At 67.2% G+C, this 18,547-nt stretch carries 16 protein-coding genes; 10 read left to right on the plus strand and 6 right to left on the minus strand.

Translation table 11 applies throughout. The annotated features are described in order from the left end of the window. Positions 1-87: 87 nt before the first annotated feature. The 4 genes from metX to CFB49_RS16795 all read left to right on the plus strand — a co-directional run bounded on the left by metX (position 88) and on the right by CFB49_RS16795 (position 4,415). The gene (gene metX, locus CFB49_RS16780; protein ID WP_089491783.1) at positions 88-1,233 is read left to right on the plus strand and encodes a homoserine O-succinyltransferase MetX; all 1,146 of its coding nucleotides are present in this window, start codon (positions 88-90) and stop codon (positions 1,231-1,233) included. Further along, a complete protein-coding gene (gene metW / locus CFB49_RS16785) occupies positions 1,230-1,838 on the plus strand; it encodes a methionine biosynthesis protein MetW (RefSeq protein ID WP_006755281.1) in 609 nt (202 codons plus the stop codon). Before metX ends, metW begins: the two co-directional genes overlap by 4 nt. Positions 1,839-1,954: 116 nt before the next feature. Next, positions 1,955-3,376 carry an AmpG family muropeptide MFS transporter gene (locus tag CFB49_RS16790; protein ID WP_069618216.1) on the plus strand — a complete coding sequence of 474 codons (1,422 nt, stop codon included), beginning with the start codon at positions 1,955-1,957 and terminating at the stop codon, positions 3,374-3,376. Beyond that, positions 3,366-4,415 carry a M48 family metallopeptidase gene (locus CFB49_RS16795; protein ID WP_089491784.1) on the plus strand — a complete coding sequence of 350 codons (1,050 nt, stop codon included), beginning with the start codon at positions 3,366-3,368 and terminating at the stop codon, positions 4,413-4,415. Before CFB49_RS16790 ends, CFB49_RS16795 begins: the two co-directional genes overlap by 11 nt. Before the next feature lie 21 nt (positions 4,416-4,436). Here CFB49_RS16795 and CFB49_RS16800 read toward each other — a convergent pair whose 3' ends face one another. After that, positions 4,437-5,381: an AraC family transcriptional regulator gene (locus CFB49_RS16800; protein WP_089491785.1), complete on the minus strand. Its 945-nt coding sequence runs from the start codon at positions 5,379-5,381 to the stop codon at positions 4,437-4,439. Positions 5,382-5,608: 227 nt separating this feature from the next. On the opposite strand from CFB49_RS16800, the gene CFB49_RS16805 reads away from it, so the two are divergent. Beyond that, complete coding sequence (locus tag CFB49_RS16805) at positions 5,609-6,661, plus strand: NAD(P)-dependent alcohol dehydrogenase (RefSeq protein ID WP_089491786.1); 1,053 nt, start codon at positions 5,609-5,611, stop codon at positions 6,659-6,661. A gap of 86 nt (positions 6,662-6,747) precedes the next feature. On the opposite strand, the gene CFB49_RS16810 is transcribed toward CFB49_RS16805, so the two are convergent. The 5 genes from CFB49_RS16810 to gatC form a co-directional block, all read right to left on the minus strand. Continuing rightward, positions 6,748-7,521 carry an exodeoxyribonuclease III gene (locus tag CFB49_RS16810; protein WP_006477482.1) on the minus strand — a complete coding sequence of 258 codons (774 nt, stop codon included), beginning with the start codon at positions 7,519-7,521 and terminating at the stop codon, positions 6,748-6,750. Positions 7,522-7,562: 41 nt separating this feature from the next. Then, positions 7,563-8,402, minus strand: a complete 840-nt coding sequence (locus CFB49_RS16815; RefSeq protein WP_089491787.1) for a polyphosphate kinase 2 family protein — start codon at positions 8,400-8,402, stop codon at positions 7,563-7,565. A 118-nt stretch (positions 8,403-8,520) separates the two neighbouring features. Further along, a complete protein-coding gene (gene gatB / locus CFB49_RS16820) occupies positions 8,521-9,993 on the minus strand; it encodes an Asp-tRNA(Asn)/Glu-tRNA(Gln) amidotransferase subunit GatB (RefSeq protein ID WP_069618222.1) in 1,473 nt (490 codons plus the stop codon). Positions 9,994-9,995: 2 nt separating this feature from the next. Continuing rightward, complete coding sequence (gene gatA / locus CFB49_RS16825) at positions 9,996-11,486, minus strand: Asp-tRNA(Asn)/Glu-tRNA(Gln) amidotransferase subunit GatA (RefSeq protein WP_089491788.1); 1,491 nt, start codon at positions 11,484-11,486, stop codon at positions 9,996-9,998. Positions 11,487-11,555: 69 nt separating this feature from the next. Then, the gene (gene gatC / locus CFB49_RS16830; protein WP_006485929.1) at positions 11,556-11,855 is read right to left on the minus strand and encodes an Asp-tRNA(Asn)/Glu-tRNA(Gln) amidotransferase subunit GatC; all 300 of its coding nucleotides are present in this window, start codon (positions 11,853-11,855) and stop codon (positions 11,556-11,558) included. Positions 11,856-12,222: 367 nt separating this feature from the next. On the opposite strand from gatC, the gene CFB49_RS16835 reads away from it, so the two are divergent. From CFB49_RS16835 to rodA, 5 genes are all read left to right on the plus strand, one after another. Further along, complete coding sequence (locus CFB49_RS16835) at positions 12,223-13,266, plus strand: rod shape-determining protein (protein WP_004189550.1); 1,044 nt, start codon at positions 12,223-12,225, stop codon at positions 13,264-13,266. A gap of 127 nt (positions 13,267-13,393) precedes the next feature. Beyond that, positions 13,394-14,470, plus strand: a complete 1,077-nt coding sequence (mreC, locus tag CFB49_RS16840; protein ID WP_089435772.1) for a rod shape-determining protein MreC — start codon at positions 13,394-13,396, stop codon at positions 14,468-14,470. Next, complete coding sequence (mreD, locus tag CFB49_RS16845) at positions 14,467-14,979, plus strand: rod shape-determining protein MreD (RefSeq protein WP_006477476.1); 513 nt, start codon at positions 14,467-14,469, stop codon at positions 14,977-14,979. Before mreC ends, mreD begins: the two co-directional genes overlap by 4 nt. A gap of 101 nt (positions 14,980-15,080) precedes the next feature. Beyond that, positions 15,081-17,363: a penicillin-binding protein 2 gene (mrdA, locus tag CFB49_RS16850; protein WP_089491789.1), complete on the plus strand. Its 2,283-nt coding sequence runs from the start codon at positions 15,081-15,083 to the stop codon at positions 17,361-17,363. Between the two features lie 11 nt (positions 17,364-17,374). Next, on the plus strand, positions 17,375-18,523 hold the full coding sequence (gene rodA / locus CFB49_RS16855; RefSeq protein ID WP_050011130.1) for a rod shape-determining protein RodA: 1,149 nt from the start codon (positions 17,375-17,377) through the stop codon (positions 18,521-18,523). The last annotated feature ends 24 nt before the right edge of the window (positions 18,524-18,547 follow it).

Raw genomic sequence — 18,547 nt, forward strand, 5'->3', positions numbered from 1 at the left:
CTAAAGAGGTCGTCAGCCGCGCACCTTCGCCTCCGCGCCCCGCCGACACCGTTTAGCCGCCCAGTCATATGGCATAAGGCGGAACGAATGGAATCGATCGGCATCGTCGCTCCACAGACCATGCACTTCGCCGAACCGCTGCGCTTGCAAAGCGGCAGCGTGATCGGCAACTATCAGCTCGTCGTCGAGACGTACGGCGAACTCAACGCCGCGCGCTCGAACGCGGTGCTCGTGTGCCACGCGCTCAACGCGTCGCACCACGTCGCCGGCGTCTACGCGGACGATCCGCGCAGCACCGGCTGGTGGGACAACATGGTCGGCCCGGACAAGCCGCTCGACACCAACCGCTTCTTCGTGATCGGCGTGAACAACCTCGGCTCGTGTTTCGGCTCGACCGGCCCGATGAGCATCGATCCGTCGACCGGCAAGCCGTACGGCGCAAAGTTCCCGGTGGTGACCGTCGAGGACTGGGTGCATGCGCAGGCGCGCGTCGCCGACGCGTTCGGCATCGAGCGCTTCGCCGCGGTGATGGGCGGCAGCCTCGGCGGCATGCAGGCGCTCGCGTGGAGCCTGATGTATCCGGAGCGCGTCGCGCACTGCATCGACATCGCGTCGACACCGAAGCTGTCCGCGCAGAACATCGCGTTCAACGAGGTCGCGCGCTCGGCGATCCTGTCCGATCCCGATTTCCACGGCGGCGACTACTACGCGCACGGCGTGAAGCCGAAGCGCGGCCTGCGCGTCGCGCGGATGATCGGCCACATCACGTACCTGTCCGACGACGACATGGCCGAGAAATTCGGTCGCGCGCTGCGCCGTGCCGACGGCGCGCTCGACGCGTACAACTTCAGCTTCGACGTCGAGTTCGAGGTCGAGTCGTACCTGCGCTACCAGGGCGACAAGTTCGCCGACTACTTCGACGCGAACACCTACCTGCTGATCACGCGCGCGCTCGACTACTTCGATCCGGCGAAGGCGTTCGACGGCAACCTGACGGCCGCGCTCGCGCACACGCAGGCGAAGTACCTGATCGCGAGCTTCTCGACCGACTGGCGCTTCGCGCCCGCACGCTCGCGCGAGATCGTGAAGGCGCTGCTCGACAACAAGCGCACGGTCAGCTACGCGGAAATCGATGCGCCGCACGGTCACGATGCGTTCCTGCTCGACGACGCGCGCTATCACAACCTGATCCGCGCGTATTACGAACGAATCGCCAACGAGGTGGGAGCATGAACCAGCAAGCGCTGAATTCCCTGTCCGCGCGCGCGGACTTCCGCACGATCGCGCGCTGGGTCGAGCCGCGTTCGACCGTGCTCGATCTCGGCTGCGGCGACGGCTCGCTGCTCGCGCTGCTGATGGAGGAGCTCGACGTCACCGGCTACGGGATCGAACTGAACGACGCGGGCGTGCTCGCGAGCGCGAAGAACGGCATCAACGTGATCCAGCAGAACCTGGAGGACGGCCTGCGCTTGTTCGAGGACCACAGCTTCGACATCGCGATCCTGTCGCAAACGCTGCAAACGATCCACCAGACGGCCGCGATCCTGCGCGAAACGGCGCGCGTCGGCCGCGAGTGCATCGTGTCGTTCCCGAACTTCGGCTACTGGCCGCACCGGCTGTCGGTGCTGAACGGCCGGATGCCGGTATCGAAGTCGCTGCCTTACCAATGGCACAACACGCCGAACGTGCGGGTGCTGACGATCGAGGATTTCGAGGCGCTGGCGCCCGAAGTGGGCGTGACGATCCTCGACCGCGTCGTGCTGCACGAAGGCCAGCCGATTCGATGGGGAGCGAACTGGCGTGGTAGTCTTGCTGTCTATCGCGTCAAGCGCAGCTGAGCCGGGGAGCCGTTGACGGAAGATCCGGCCCGCCCACGCGCGCGGCCGCCCCTCCTGCGCCGTCCGCGCCACCTGCGCTGCCGCCGCCATCAGTCAACGCTACCCAGTTCCAGCCCATGTCGAAAACGCCACACGAGGCGCCCGCACTCACCGCTCACGAGGATCACCCCGGCTGGCGAGCCTATCTGAACACGCACATGCTGATCTGCGTGTTCCTGGGCTTCACGTCGGGGCTGCCCCTGTTCACGCTCGTCTACCTCGTGCAGGCATGGCTGCGCTCCGAGGGCGTGAACCTGAAGGAAATCGGCCTGTTCGCGCTGATCCAGTTCCCGTATACGTGGAAGTTCCTGTGGGCGCCGCTGATGGACCGCTACATCCCGCGCCTGCCCGGCTGGCGGCCAGGCCGCCGGCGCGGCTGGCTGCTGCTCACGCAACTGCTGGTCGCGGGTGCGATCGCCGCGCTCGGCTTCGTGTCGCCGCGCGACTCGATCTGGACGGTCGCCGCGCTCACGACGCTCGTCGCATTCTTCGGCGCGAGCGCCGACATCGTGATCGACGCGTACCGCCGCGAGCTGCTGCGCGACACCGAGCAGGGCCTCGGCAACGCGGTGCACGTGAACGCGTACAAGCTCGCCGCGCTGATCCCCGGCTCGCTGGCGCTGATCCTGTCGGATCATCTGCCGTGGGATGCCGTGTTCGCGATCACCGGCGCGTTCATGCTGCCGGGCATCCTGATGACGCTCGTCGTGCGCGAGCCCGAAGTGGTCGGCGCGCCGCCGCGCAACCTGCGCGACGCGATCGTGCTGCCGTTCCGCGAATTCATCCAGCGCGACGGCTGGGCCGGCGCGCTGCTCGTCATCGCGTTCATCTTCCTGTTCAAGATCGGCGACACGATGGCCACCACGCTGTCGACGTCGTTCTTCCTCGACATCGGCTTCACGCGCACCGAGATCGGCATCGTCGCGAAAACCACCGCACTGGTCGCGAGCGTCGCCGGCGGCATCATTGGCGGCGTCTGGCTCGTGAAGATCGGCATCGGCCGCGGGCTGTGGATCTTCGGCGCGCTGCAGATGGTGTCGACGCTCGGCTTCGCGTGGCTCGCGCAGCTCGGCCCGGGCTCGCCGGTGCTCGCGATGCTCTACGACTTCACCGTGTCGACGAGCCACGCGATCGCGTCCGTGCTGTCGGTGTTCGGCATCGCCGTCACGCCGCAATTCAGCCCGATGACGGTCGCGCTCGCGATCGTCTATGGCTTCGAAACCTTCACGACCGGCCTGACGATGGCCGCGTTCGTCGCGTATATCGCGAGCACGACCGACCCGCGCTATACGGCCACGCAGTTCGCGCTGTTCACGAGCCTCGCGTCGGTGCCGCGCACGCTCGCGTCGGCCGCGAGCGGCTTCGTCGTCGCGAAGATCGGCTGGTACGACTATTTCATCGTGTGTACCGCGCTCGCGATTCCCGGCATGCTGCTGCTGTTCAGGATCGCGCCGTGGAACGGTACCGCGCGCAACGGCGAGGCGAGCCGTGCGCGCTAACCGCCCGCATCGGCTCGCACACGCGGCGGTGGCGTTGAGCGTCGGCGCCGCGGCGCTGGCCGCCCCGGTCGCGCACGCGACCGACACCGGCGCGACCGCGGCAGGCTCCGCGCCGGCCGCCGCGCAAGCCGCGCCGCCCGCCGCTGCAACCTCCGCCGCGCCCGTCCCGCCGTCCGCCGAAGGCGCGCAGCCGACCGGCGCCGCGGCGCCGGCGAAGGCCTATACGCCGACGCCGCCGCAAGTCCGCTACGGCAACGCGATCGCGTTCCGCACGCTGATCCCGTCGCCGCTGCTCGAACAGCTCACCGCGAACGAATACGCGCAGATCGTACAGACGGCCGCCGACAGCAACCGGCTGCTGCCCGCGAACCAGCCGCGCGTGAAGCGCCTGCGCGCGATCGTTGCGAAGCTCGCGCCGTATTCGGTGAAGTGGAACGACCGCGTGAAAAGCTGGGCGTGGGACGTGAACGCGATCCGCTCGCGCGACATCCGCCTGACCTGCCTGCCGGGCGGCAAGGTGCTCGTGTACGGCGGCATGCTCGACCGCGTGCGCCTGAACGACGACGAGTTCGGCGTGCTGCTCGCGCACGGCATCGCGCACGCGCTGCGCGAACACGCGCGCAGCAACTTCAGCGTGGCCTCGCAGACGTCGCTGCGCGCGGCCGCGCTGCCGCCGCTGTTCGGCGTCGGCGATCCGCTGCCGCAGGCGCTGAACCTCGGCGAGCGCCTGCAGTCGCTCCACTACGATCCGACCGACGAGACCGAGGCAGACGTGATCGGCGGCGACATCGCCGCACGCGCGGGCTTCGATCCGCGCGCGGCGATCACGCTATGGGACAAGCTCGCGGTCGCGACGCGCGCGAACAAGGCGTCGGGCTTCATCTACACGCACCCGTACAGCACCGCGCGCCGCCAGGATCTGCTGAACCGGCTGCCGGACCTGATGCCGCTCTATGCGAAAGCGACGGGCAAACGCGTGGAATCGCTGCCCGACTACGCAGGCATCAGCGCGCAGCGGCGCAAGATCGTGCGGCGCTGAGCCGCCGCGCGACGCCGGCCACTACGCGTCCGCGTCAGCCATTGCCGGGCGTACGCCGCTGTCACGCATCCAGCGCACTTCGTCTCCGGGGCTGCGGCCGAACAGCCGCTTGAACTCGCGGCTGAACTGCGACGCACTCGCATAGCCGACCCGCGCGGCCGCCGCGCCGGCGCCCATGCCGTCGCGCACCATCATCAGCCTCGCCTGGTGCAGCCGCGCGGTCTTCACGTACTGCATCGGCGACGTGGCCGTCACGTGCTTGAACTGCGCGTGGAACACCGCGAGGCTCATCCCGGCCTCGCGGGCGAGCGTCTCGACGTCGAGATCGGCCCTCAGCTCCGCATGGATGCGCCGCAACGCCTTCGCGATGCGGCCGAAATGATGCTGCTGCACGAGCGCCGCACGCATCGCGTCGCCCTGTTCGCCGGTCAGCACGCGATACGCGATCTCGCGCATGATCGCCGGCCCCAGCACGCGCGTATCGTGCGGCGACGCGAGCGCTTCGAGGAGGCGCACGACCGCGTCGGCCAGCGGCGCATCGAGCGGCGTCGAATAGACGCCGAGCGGCTCGCTGACGGCCGCGCCGAGCGTCTCGTCGAGCAGGATCGCAAGCTCGGCGATCACCGCGAGATCGACGCGGATCGAGATCGCGAGAAACGGCTCGTCCTGGCTCGCGAACGTCTCGCACTCGAACGGCAGCGGCACCGACAGCACCAGATACTGCTGCGCGTCGTACACGAACGAGCGGTCGCCGAGATAGCCAAGCTTGCGGCCCTGGCACACGACGATGATGCTCGGCTCGTACAGCACGGGCATGCGCGGCGCGGGACGGCTCACGCGAAAGAAGCGCACGCCGTCGAGCGCCGCGAGCGTGTCGCCCTCGTTCGGCGCGAGGCGCGTGTGCAGCTCGATCATGCGGCGCTGCACGTGGTCGCCCGAGTCGGCAAAAAGGGGCTGGAAGCTCATCTGCGTGGTCCTGTCCTGCAAGAGAATCTGGCTCGCAATTTAGCACCTTGGACGCGTTTTGACGGGCGTTCGCGCGCAATTCGAGAGGAATAGGCAAACCTTCAAGACCTTCATGTATTTCGCCGCGGCGCCGCGCTCCTTACGATGAGGTCCTGTCTCGCCGCATCGCCACAGGGTGCGGCGGCAGTCTGTTTCACCGGACGTTTTCCGGACAAGGAGCCCATTGCATGAGCACAACCTATGCCTACGCGGCGACCGATGCGCAGTCGCCGCTCGCCCCGTTCGAATTCCAGCGTCGCGCGCTGCGCGACCTCGACGTCCAGATCGACGTTCTCTACTGCGGCGTCTGCCACTCGGACCTTCATCAGGCGCGCAACGAATGGCGCAACACGATCTACCCGGTCGTGCCGGGCCATGAAATCGTCGGCCGCGTGATCGCGACCGGCCCGCAGGTGTCGCGCTTCAAGGTCGGCGAGCTGGTCGGCGTCGGCTGCCTCGTCGATTCGTGCCGCACCTGCGCGAGCTGCGAAGAAGGCCTCGAGCAGTATTGCGAAAACGGCTTCGTCGGCACCTACAACGGCCAGGATCGCGTGACGGGCGACATCACGTACGGCGGCTATTCGACGCAGCTCGTCGTCGACGAGGCGTTCGTGCTGCGCGTACCGGACACGCTGGATCCGGCCGGCGCCGCGCCGCTGTTGTGCGCGGGAATCACGACCTACTCGCCGCTGCGGCAATGGAACGTCGGCCCCGGCAAGAAGGTCGGCATCGTCGGGCTCGGCGGCCTCGGCCACATGGGCGTGAAGCTGGCGCGCGCGATGGGCGCGCACGTCGTGCTGTTCACGACGTCGCCGTCGAAGATCGAGGACGGCAAGCGGCTCGGCGCGCATGAAGTGGTGATCTCGAAGGACGAAGCGCAGATGAACGCGCACCTGAACAGCTTCGACTTCATCCTGAACACGGTCGCCGCGCAGCACGACCTGAACCCGTTCCTGCACCTGCTGAAGCGCGACGGCACGATGACGCTCGTCGGCGCGCCGGAGCACGATCATCCGTCGCCGCAGGTGTTCAACCTGATCTTCAAGCGCCGCCGCCTCGCGGGCTCGCTGATCGGCGGAATCGCGGAAACGCAGGAAATGCTCGATTTCTGCGCGGAGCACGGGATCACGTCCGATATCGAAACGATTCCGATGCAGCAGATCAACGCCGCTTACGAACGGATGCTGAAGAGCGACGTGAAGTACCGGTTCGTGGTGGATATGGCGTCGCTCAAGCAGTAAGCGCCGCCCCAACCGAAACGGGCCGCATGTTCGACATGCGGCCCGTTTTGCATTTGGCGGCTACGCGCACCGCGTAGCGCCGGCCATCACTTCTGGTAGTCGTAGTCGATCGTCAGCGGCGCGTGATCGCTGAACTTGATGTCCTTGAAGATCGACGTGCTTTTCGCGGTACCGGCCACACCCGGCGTCGCGATCTGGTAATCGATCCGCCACCCGACGTTCTTCGCGTATGCCTGGCCGCGGTTGCTCCACCACGTGTACTGCTCCGGGCGCTGATCGAGCGTGCGGAACACGTCGACGTAGCCGACGTCGTCGAACAGCTTCGTGAGCCACTCGCGCTCTTCCGGCAGGCAGCCGGAATTCTTCTGGTTGCTCTTCCAGTTCTTGATGTCGATTTCCTTGTGGACGATGTTCACGTCGCCGCACAGGATCACCTCGCGCTTCTTCTTCAGCGCGGCGAGGTGCGGCATGAATTCGGCCATGAAGCGGTACTTCGCCTGCTGGCGCTCTTCGCCGCTCGAGCCGGACGGCACGTACACCGACACGACCGACAGCTTGCCGTAGCGCGCCTCGACGTAGCGCCCTTCGGGATCGAATTCGCTGCTGCCGAAGCCGATGATCACGTCGTCGGGCTCGCGGCGGCTGTACACGCCCGCACCGCTGTAGCCCTTCTTCTCCGCGTGGTGGAAATAGCTCTTGAAGCCGTGCGGCTCGACGAATTCGGCCGGCAGGTCGTCGGCCGACACCTTGATTTCCTGCACGCACACGCAATCGGCGTTCTGTTCGCCGAGCCAGTCGAAGAAGCCCTTCTTCGCGGCGGAGCGGATGCCGTTCAGGTTGGCGGTAATCACTCGCATCATGTCGGGTTCCGTTCAGTTCGATGTTTTTACAGGGGGGCAGCTTAGCGGATCTTCACGCCTTCGAGCTCGGGCTTCGCCGGCGGGAATTCCAGCTTCATGTCGGTCATCGTGCGCAGCAGCAGCTCGGCGATCATCACGTTGCGGTGCGTCTTCGAATTCGCCGGGATCACGTACCACGGCGCATGCTCGGCCGACGTCGCGGCGAGCGCGTCGCGGTACGCGGACTGGTACGCGTCCCAGTGCTTGCGCGCGTCGAGATCGGAGATGTCGAATTTCCAGTGCTTGGTCGGGTCGTCGATGCGCGCCTGCAGCCGCGCGCGCTGCTCGTCCTTCGAAATGTGCAGGAAGCACTTGACGATGGTCGTGCCGTTCTCGTACAGCATCGTCTCGAAATCGCGGATCTGCCGGTAGCGGCGCTCGCATTCCTTGTCGTCGATCGCACCGAGCACGCGGGGCACCAGCACGTCCTCGTAGTGGCTGCGGTTGAAGATCGCGAGTTCGCCCGCCGCCGGCACCTGCGCATGCACGCGCCACAGGAAGTCGTGCGCGGCCTCGATCGGCGTCGGCGCCTTGAACGGCACGATGCGCAGGCCGAGCGGATCGACCTCGCGAAACACCGCACGCACGGTGCCGTCCTTGCCGCTGGTATCCATCCCCTGCAGCACGAGCAGCACGCGCTTCTTCTGCTGCGTGTGCAGGCGCTCCTGCTGGATGTCGAGTTCGGTCGATACGGCCGACAGGCGCTCGCGGTCGGCCTCCTTCGAACCGGACGAAAACGGCTTCGCGGCCGGGTCGAACGCGTCGAGCTTGAATGCGGCGGCTTCCTTGTCGCGCGTGCTGTACGGCACGCGGAAATCGTCGAGCGACGGTTGTTTCGCCATTCGTTCCTCCGTTGGACGGTGCGATGCATACGATAACGCATCCACCAAACGCGACGGGCCGCCCCGAACTGGTTCGGAGCGGCCCGTCGTCAAGCGCGGTTCAGGCGCGCACGCATGCTCAGCCGAGCTTCTTCTTCAGCAGTTCGTTGACCTGCTGCGGATTGGCCTTGCCCTTGGTCGCCTTCATCGCCTGGCCGATCAGCGCGTTGAACGCCTTTTCCTTGCCCGCGCGGAATTCCTCGACCGACTTCGCGTTCGCCGCGAGCACTTCGTCGATGATCGCTTCCAGCGCGCCGGTGTCGGAGATCTGCTTCAGGCCCTTCGCGTCGATGATGCGGTCGGCCGCGCCTTCGTCGGTCGCCTTCTCGTCCCAGATCGTCGCGAAGATTTCCTTCGCGATCTTGTTCGAGATCGTGCCGTCGGCGATGCGCTGCAGCAACAGCGCGAGCTGCGCGGCCGACACCGGAATCGCGTCGATCTCGATGCCGTCGCGGTTCAGTTGCGACGACACGTCGCCCATCAGCCAGTTCGCGACGATCTTCGCGTTCGCCGCGCCGGCCTTCGCGACCACCGACTCGAAGTACGCGGCCATCGCCTTGCTCGACGTCAGCACGCCTGCGTCGTACGCAGACACGCCGTACTCGTCGACGAAGCGCTGCTGCATCGCGGCCGGCAGTTCGGGCATGCCCGACTGCACGCGCTCGATCCAGTCCTGGCCGATCACGAGCGGCATCAGGTCGGGATCGGGGAAGTAGCGGTAGTCGTGCGCGTCTTCCTTGCTGCGCATCGAACGCGTCTCGCGCTTGTCCGGATCGTACAGGCGCGTTTCCTGCACGACTTCGCCGCCGTCCTCGATCAGCTCGATCTGGCGGCGCACTTCGTAGTTGATCGCTTCCTCGAGGAACCGGAACGAGTTCAGGTTCTTGATTTCCGCGCGCGTACCGAACTTCTCCTGGCCGACCGGGCGCACCGACACGTTCGCGTCGCAGCGGAACGAGCCTTCCTGCATGTTGCCGTCGCAGATGCCGAGCCACACGACGAGCGCATGGAGGGCCTTCGCATAGGCCACGGCCTCGGCCGCGCTGCGCATTTCCGGCTCGGTGACGATCTCGAGCAGCGGCGTGCCCGCGCGGTTCAGGTCGATCCCGGTCATCCCGGCGAAGTCTTCATGCAGCGACTTGCCCGCGTCTTCCTCGAGGTGCGCGCGGGTCAGGTTGACGGTCTTCTCGTACGCGGCCTTGCCGGCCTTTTCGTTGGCCGGCACCTGGATCGTGATCTGGCCGCCCTGCACGACCGGAATCTCGTACTGGCTGATCTGATAGCCCTTCGGCAGATCAGGATAGAAATAATTCTTGCGCGCGAAGATGCTGCGCGGCGCGATGGTCGAGCCGATCGCGAGGCCGAAGCGGATCGCGCGCTCGACCGCGCCGCGGTTCAGCACCGGCAGCACGCCCGGCAGCGCCAGGTCGACCGGGCATGCCTGCGTGTTCGGCTCGGCGCCGAACTGCGTCGAGGCGCCCGAGAAAATCTTCGAGACGGTCGACAGTTGCGCGTGCGTCTCGAGACCGATAACGACTTCCCATTGAGTCATGCTTACACCCCCGCCGGAACTTGCTTGTGCCAATCGGTCGCGCGCTGGAACGCGTCGGCGACCTGCAGCATCCGGGCTTCGTTGAAATAGTTGCCGATGATCTGCAGGCCGACCGGGCGCTTCGCGTTCGCGCCCGCGCCGAAGCCGCACGGCACGCTCATGCCGGGCAGGCCCGCGAGGCTCACCGACAGCGTGTAGATATCCGCGAGATACATCTGCACCGGATCGTCGCCCTTCGCGCCGAGATCCCATGCGACCGTCGGCGACGCCGGGCCCATGATCACGTCGCAGGACTTGAACGCTTCCTGGAAATCGTTCGCGATGATGCGGCGGATCTTCTGCGCCTGCAGGTAGTACGCGTCGTAGTAACCGTGCGACAGCACGTACGTGCCGACCAGGATCCGGCGCTTCACTTCGGGCCCGAAGCCCTCGGCGCGCGACTTCTTGTACATGTCGAGCAGGTCGCCGTACTGCGCGGCGCGGTGGCCGAAGCGCACGCCGTCGAAACGCGACAGGTTCGACGACGCTTCCGCCGGCGCGATCACGTAGTACACGGGGATCGACAGCTCCGTCTTCGGCAGCGACACCGGCACGAGCGTCGCGCCGAGCGCTTCATATTGCTTGAGCGCCGCGTCGATCGTCGCGCGCACGTCGTCGGCGAGGCCGGCGCCGAAATACTCGTTCGGCAAACCGATGCGCAGGCCCGCGAGCGGCTTGCCCGCGTCGTTGCCGGGCGCCCACGGCTGGCCGAGGTGGCGGGTGAAGTCTTCGTCGTCGCGCTCGAGGCTCGTCGAGTCGCGCTCGTCGAAGCCGGCCATCGCGTTCAGCAGCAGCGCGCAGTCGGACGCGCTTTGCGCCATCGGGCCGCCCTGGTCGAGCGACGACGCGAACGCGATCATCCCGTAGCGCGACACGCGGCCGTAGGTCGGCTTGATGCCCGTCACGCCCGCGAACGACGCGGGCTGGCGGATCGAGCCGCCGGTGTCGGTGCCGGTCGCGGCCGGCGCGAGGCGCGCGGCGACGGCGGCCGAGCTGCCGCCCGAGCTGCCGCCCGGCACGGCGTTGGTGTCCCACGGGTTCTTCACCGCGCCGAACGCCGAATTCTCGTTCGACGAGCCCATCGCGAATTCGTCCATGTTGGTCTTGCCGAGCGTGACCATGCCGGCCGCCTGCAGGCGGGCGACGACGGTCGCGTCGAACGGGCTTTCGTAGTTCGCGAGCATCTTCGAGCCGGCGGTCGAGCGCCAGCCGCGCGTGACGAAGACATCCTTGTGCGCGATCGGCAGGCCGGTCAGCGCGCCGCCCGCGCCGCGCGCGAGTTCGGCGTCGGCGGCTTTCGCCTGCGCGAGGGTGAGGTCGGCGTCGACGTGGACGAACGCGTTCAGGTCGCGCGCGGCGTCGATCCGTTTCAGATAGTGCTGCGCGAGCTCGACGGCCGAGCATTCCTTGGCGGCGAGCGCGGCGCGCAGTTCGGTCAGGCTTTTTGCGTGCATTGAGTGGTTTTCCTGGGAATTCTGGGTCGCGCGCGGCGCTGGACGGCCGGCGCGCTTGTCATCGAATGCTTACTCGATCACCTTCGGCACGAGATAGAGGCCGTCCTGGACGGCCGGCGCCGGACGCTGGTTGTCGTCGCGATCGACGACTTCCGTCACGGCGTCGTCGCGCAGGCGCTGCGCGACTTCCTGGATCTGTTCGATCGGGTGGGCGAGCGGCGCGATGCCGGCGGTGTCGACCGCCTGCATCTGCTCGACGAGGCCGAAGAATTCATTGAGCTGGCCGAGCATGTGCTCGGCGTCGGCGTCGGCCATTTCGAGTCGCGCCAGGTGCGCGATGCGTTTCACATCGGTCAGGGTCAGGGCCATGCGATCACCGGAAAAACAAGACTGCGCAGTGCGTCGACGGCAGCACTGCGGCGGGGGGTTGGAGGGTGCGATCCCACCCTCAAAAATCGGGGCCGAAGCGGCAAAAATACCGCCCGTTTCGATTCAAATACCGTGAAATTATAAGGTATCATTACGCGTTCGACCCAAACCCGGCAGCCTTTTCCCGCACCGTTTCGCCTTGTTTCGGCAAGCCGTGCGTGCTTCGTGCGATCCCCGGTAGACATCACTCGCAGCTTCGTGCGCCGCGGCGGCCGCTTCCGCCACGCTTCCCGAGGCTGTTATTTTTTCCGCTGCCGCCCTCAGCGCTCGCTATGCAGGGCCGGCCCAGAGCGAAACAGGATTCTGAATGTTCGGTTTTTTGCGCAGCTACTTCTCCAACGATCTCGCGATCGACCTCGGCACCGCAAACACCCTGATCTACATGCGCGGCAAGGGCATCGTCCTCGATGAGCCGTCCGTCGTGTCGATTCGCCAGGAAGGCGGCCCCAACGGCAAGAAGACGATCCAGGCGGTCGGCAAGGAAGCCAAGCAGATGCTCGGCAAGGTGCCGGGCAACATCGAGGCGATCCGCCCGATGAAGGACGGCGTGATCGCCGACTTCACCGTCACCGAGCAGATGATCAAGCAGTTCATCAAGACGGCCCACGAATCGCGCATGTTCTCGCCGTCGCCGCGCATCATCATCTGCGTGCCGTGCGGCTCGACCCAGGTCGAGCGCCGCGCGATCAAGGAAGCCGCGCACGGCGCCGGCGCATCGCAGGTCTACCTGATCGAGGAGCCGATGGCGGCCGCGATCGGCGCGGGCCTGCCGGTGTCCGAAGCCACCGGCTCGATGGTCGTCGACATCGGCGGCGGCACGACCGAAGTCGGCGTGATCTCGCTCGGCGGGATCGTCTACAAAGGCTCGGTGCGCGTCGGCGGCGACAAGTTCGACGAGGCGATCGTCAACTACATCCGTCGCAACTACGGGATGCTGATCGGCGAGCAGACCGCCGAGGCGATCAAGAAGGAAATCGGCTCCGCGTTCCCGGGCTCCGAAGTCAAGGAAATGGAAGTGAAGGGCCGCAACCTGTCGGAAGGCATCCCGCGCAGCTTCACGATCTCCAGCAACGAAATCCTCGAAGCGCTGACCGATCCGCTGAACCAGATCGTGTCGTCGGTGAAGATCGCGCTCGAACAGACGCCGCCGGAACTCGGCGCCGACATCGCCGAACGCGGGATGATGCTGACGGGCGGCGGCGCGCTGCTGCGCGACCTCGATCGCCTGCTCGCGGAAGAAACCGGCCTGCCGGTGCTCGTCGCCGAAGATCCGCTCACCTGCGTCGTACGCGGTTCGGGCATGGCGCTCGAGCGCATGGACAAGCTGGGCAGCATCTTCTCGTACGAGTGATCGCCTAAGCAGTCCCGTTTGATATGACGCACCCGCGGCGTGGCCGGATCGCTCGTTCAGAACGAACCGCCGCGCCGTTTGCGCGTCTGAGCATTATTTAACCGATCACACGCGCCCGGCGCCGACCATGGAATACAGTCCGCCGCCCCTCTTCAAGCAAGGTCCGCCCGCGCTCGCGCGGCTCATCTTCTTCGTCGCCCTCGCCATCGCGCTCCTCGTGTCGGACGCGCGCTTCAGCACGCTCGAAATCGTGCGCGGCGTGCTCGGCACCGTGCTCTATCCGCTGCAACGCGCGGCGCTCGTGCCGCGCGACCTGTTCATGGGCGCGGCCGACATCGCCGTCACCGGCGCGTCGCTGCGCCACGAGAACGACGACCTCCGCAAACGCAACCTGCAGCTGTCCACGCAGGCCAACCAGGCCGCGGTGCTTGCGCAGGAGAACGTCCATCTGCGCGCTGTGCTCGAGCTGCGCCAGCACATCGCGACGCAATCGACGCCGGTCGAGATCCAGTACGACACGAGCGATCCGTTCACGCAGAAGATCGTGGTCGGCCAAGGCTCGCAGCAAGGCATCCAGGACGGCTCGCCCGTCGTCAGCGAGGACGGCGTGATCGGTCAGGTCACGCGCGTGTTCCCGCTGCAATCCGAAGTCACGCTGGTCACCGACCGCGATCTCGCGATTCCCGTGCAGGTGCTGCGCACCGGCCTGCGCAGCGTGATCTACGGCACGCCGAAGGGCGACTCGCTCGACCTGCGCTTCGTGCCGACGAGCGCGGATCTCGTCGCCGGCGACGAGCTCGTCACGAGCGGTCTCGACGGCGTCTATCCGCCCGGCCTGCCGGTCGCGAAGGTCGTGCGCGTCGACAAGCTGGCCGATACCGCGTTCGCCCGCGTGACCTGCGCACCGGTCGCGGCCGTGCGCGGCGCGCGCCAGATGCTCGTGCTGCATTACCGCAACGACATCCCGCCGCGCCCGGCCGAGCCCGATCCCGCGACCGAGAAGAACGCGAAGGGCAAGAAGGGCGCGAAAGCCGCCGCGAAGGGCGAGAAAGCGGAGAAAACCGACAAGGCCGACGCGAACGCGAAGCCGGCCGCCGCGGCCCAGCCCGGCGCGAAGCCGGCGCCCGCTGCGCCTGCCGCGCCGGTCCAGCCGGCCGCCGCGCCCGCGAAGCCCGCCGCCGGGCAATCAGGAGCCCAGCGATGAACCGCCCGCAATACATCCTGCAGCCGGTCAATCCGTACTTCATCGTCTTCAGCCTGGCCGCCGCGTTCCTGCTGAACCTGATGCCGTGGGGCCGCCTGCCCGGCGTGCCCGACTTCGTCGCGCTCGTGCTGCTGTTCTGGAACATCCACCAGCCGCGCAAGGTCGGGATGGGCGTCGCGTTCGCGCTCGGCATCCTGATGGACGTGCACGACGCGGGGCTGCTCGGCGAGCACGCGCTCGCCTATACGCTGCTGTCGTACGGCGCGATCACGATCCACCGCCGCGTGCTGTGGATGCCGATCGGCGTGCAGGTGCTGTACGTCACGCCGCTGCTGGTCGCCGCGCAGCTCGTGCCGTTCGTGATCCGCCTGCTGATGGGCGCCGCGTTCCCCGGCTGGCGCTATCTGGTCGACGGTTTCGTCGAAGCCGCGCTGTGGCCGATCGCGAGCCACCTGCTGCTGATGCCGCAACGCCGCCCGGTCGACCCGGACGATACGCGCCCGATCTGAGCCGGACCGACCTTGAATACCCGCCGCCCCCACGCCCGCCGCGCGCCGCGCTCCGGGGCGGCACCTCGCCCGCGCCCGCGCGCGGGCCAGATTGCCCTTAAATGACCGAATTCAACGACACCCAACAGCAGCTCTCGAGGTTCCGCCTGCGCGTCGCGGCGGCGGGCGTGTTCGTGTTCGTCTGCTTCGGGCTACTCGCGAGCCGCTTCTTCTACCTGCAGCTGATGCAGCACGGCAAATACGCGCTGCAGGCCGAGGAAAACCGCATCTCGGTCGCGCCGATCGTGCCGAACCGCGGGATCATCACCGATCGCAACGGCGTGATCCTCGCGAAGAACTACTCGGCGTACACGCTCGAGATCACGCCATCGAAGCTCGACGACACGCTCGACAACACGATCGACAAGCTGTCCGAGATCATCCCGATCGACGCCCGTGACCGCCGCCGCTTCAAGAAGCTGCAGGAAGACTCGAAGAACTTCGAGAGCCTGCCGATCCGCACGCGGCTCACCGACGCGGAAGTCGCGCGCTTCACCGCGCAGCGCTTCCGCTTCCCCGGCGTCGACGTGCGCGCGCGGCTGTTCCGCCAGTACCCGCTCGGCATGACGGCCGCGCACGTGATCGGCTATATCGGCCGGATCTCCAAGCGCGACCAGGATCGCATCGACGCGATCAGCGACGACAACGACAGCGACCAGGAGCACTACGATCCGCGACGCGACGCGAACAACTACAAGGGCACCGACTACATCGGCAAGATCGGCGTCGAGCAGAGCTACGAAACCGAGCTGCACGGGCTGACGGGTTTCGAGGAAGTCGAGGTGACCGCCGGCGGCCGGCCGGTGCGCACGCTGTCGCGCACGCAGGCGACGCCCGGCAACAATCTCGTGCTGTCGCTCGACATCGGGCTGCAGCAGGTCGCCGAGCAAGCGTTCGCCGGCAAGCGCGGCGCGCTCGTCGCGATCGAGCCGAAGACGGGCGACGTGCTCGCGTTCGTGTCGTCGCCGAGCTTCGACCCGAACTCGTTCGTCGACGGCATCGACCAGCAGACCTGGGACGAGCTGAACAACTCGCCCGACAAGCCACTGTTGAACCGCCCGCTGCACGGCACCTACCCGCCCGGCTCGACGTACAAGCCGTTCATGGCGCTCGCGGGCCTGACGCTCGGCAAGCGCACGCCGGGCTGGGGCTTCCAGGATCCCGGCTACTTCACGTTCGGCGGCCATACGTTCCGCAACGACGTGCGCTCGGGCCAGGGCTGGGTCGACATGAACAAGGCGATCATGGTGTCGAACGACACCTACTTCTACATGCTCGCGCGCGACCTCGGCGTGAACGCGATCGCGAACTTCATGAAGCCGTTCGGCTTCGGCCAGATCACCGGGATCGACATCCAGGGCGAGGCGCGCGGGATCCTGCCGTCGACCGACTGGAAGAAGAAGGCGTTCAAGAAAGCGGCGCAGCAGAAGTGGTTCGACGGCGAGACGATCAGCCTCGGGATCGGCCAGGGCTACAACTCGTTCACGATCCTGCAGCTCGCGCATGCCACGGCAACGCTCGCGAACAACGGCGTCGTGATGAAGCCTCACCTCGTGAAGGAAGTCGAGGATCCGATTTCGCGGGCGCGCCACCTGACCGTGCCGAAGGAAAGCGACGTGATTCCGCTGAAGGCGGCCGACATCGACGTCGTGAAGCGCGGGATGGAGAACGTGATCGAGAACCCGTCCGGGACCGCGTACAAGGTGTTCCGCGGCGTGCCGTACCTCGCGGCCGGCAAGACCGGTACCGCGCAGGTGTTCTCGCTGCAGGGGTCGAACTACAAGGGCCATCTGCTCGCCGAACACCTGCGCGACCACGCGCTGTTCATCGCGTACGCGCCGGTCGACCATCCGCAGATCGCCATCGCGCTGGTCGTCGAGAACGGCGGCTGGGGCGCGCAGGCCGCCGGCCCGATCGCACGCCGCGTGCTCGACTACTACCTGGTCGAGCGCCAGAACCCGAAGAACGAAGCCGCGGCCGTGGCCGCCGCGGCATCGGCCACCGAGCCGGTGAGCGCGCCCGTGGTCGGCGACACGTCGAAGCCGGCCACGATCGCGGCCGGCTTCACCGCGCTGCCGCAGCCGGTCGTGCCGTCGGCGGCCAGCGCGGCCGACGCGGCATCGGCCGCGTCGGGGGCCTCGGGGGCCTCGGGAGCGGCCAGCGCCACCGCGCCGGCCGACGCGAGCGCCGCGGCACCGATGGCCGCGAGCCTGCCGCCGATCCGGCGACCGCACCGGCCGCGCCGGTCCGCCAGCGACGCACAGCCGGCCGTCGCCACGCCGCGGGACGACAACCACCGTGCGACGGCCCCCGCGAAAGCGGCGGACGCCGGCACCGCTCATTAACGGAGAAAGGCATGCAATTCGACAAGCGCGCCTGGCTCGACAAGATCAAGCAGATGTTCGCGGGCTTCGACCGCCCGCTCGCCCTCATCGTGTTCCTGCTGCTGTGCGTCGGCATCGTCACGCTGTACAGCGCGTCGATCGACGTGCCGGGCCGCGTCGAGGACCAGTTGCGCAACATCCTGCTGACGTTCGTGCTGATGTGGGTGATCGCCAACATCCCGCCGACCACGCTGATGCGCTTCGCGGTCCCGCTCTATACGTTCGGGGTCGCGCTGCTGATTGCCGTCGCGCTGTTCGGGATGACCAAGAAGGGCGCGAAGCGCTGGCTGAACGTCGGCGTCGTGATCCAGCCGTCGGAAATCCTGAAGATCGCGACGCCGCTGATGCTCGCGTGGTACTACCAGCGCCGCGAAGGCGGGCTGCGCTGGTACGACTTCGTCGCCGCGTTCGGGATCCTGATGGTGCCGGTCGGGCTGATCGCGAAGCAGCCCGACCTCGGCACGGGCCTGCTCGTGTTCGCGGCCGGCTTCTTCGTGATCTACCTCGCCGGCCTGTCGTTCAAGCTGATCGTGCCCGTGCTCGTCGCGGGCGTGATCGCGGTCGGCTCGATCGCCGTGTTCGAGGAACGCATCTGCCAGCCCGAAGTGCAGTGGCCGCTGATGCACGACTACCAGAAGCACCGTGTGTGCACGCTGCTCGACCCGACGTCCGACCCGCTCGGCAAGGGCTTCCACACGATCCAGGCCGTGATCGCGATCGGCTCGGGCGGCGCGCTCGGCAAGGGCTACCTGAAAGGCACGCAGGCGCACCTCGAATTCATTCCGGAAAAGCACACCGACTTCATCTTCGCGGTGTTCTCGGAGGAATGGGGGCTCGCCGGCGGGCTCGTGCTGCTGACGCTGTACATGGCGCTGATCGCGCGCGGCCTCTACATCGCCGCGCAGGGCGCGACGCAGTTCGGCCGGCTGCTCGCGGGCTCGCTCACGCTCGCGTTCTTCGTCTACGCGTTCGTCAACATCGGGATGGTGAGTGGCGTGCTGCCGGTCGTCGGCGTGCCGCTGCCGTTCATGAGCTACGGCGGCACCGCGCTCACGACGCTCGGCATCGCGATCGGGATGATCATGAGCGTCGGGCGGCAGCGGCGGCTGATGAAGAGCTGACCGCGCGGCCTGCACCGCGATACG

It is taken from the genome of Burkholderia sp. AU17457 (genome assembly GCF_002223255.1).
In the GTDB taxonomy this organism is placed as follows: domain Bacteria; phylum Pseudomonadota; class Gammaproteobacteria; order Burkholderiales; family Burkholderiaceae; genus Burkholderia; species Burkholderia sola.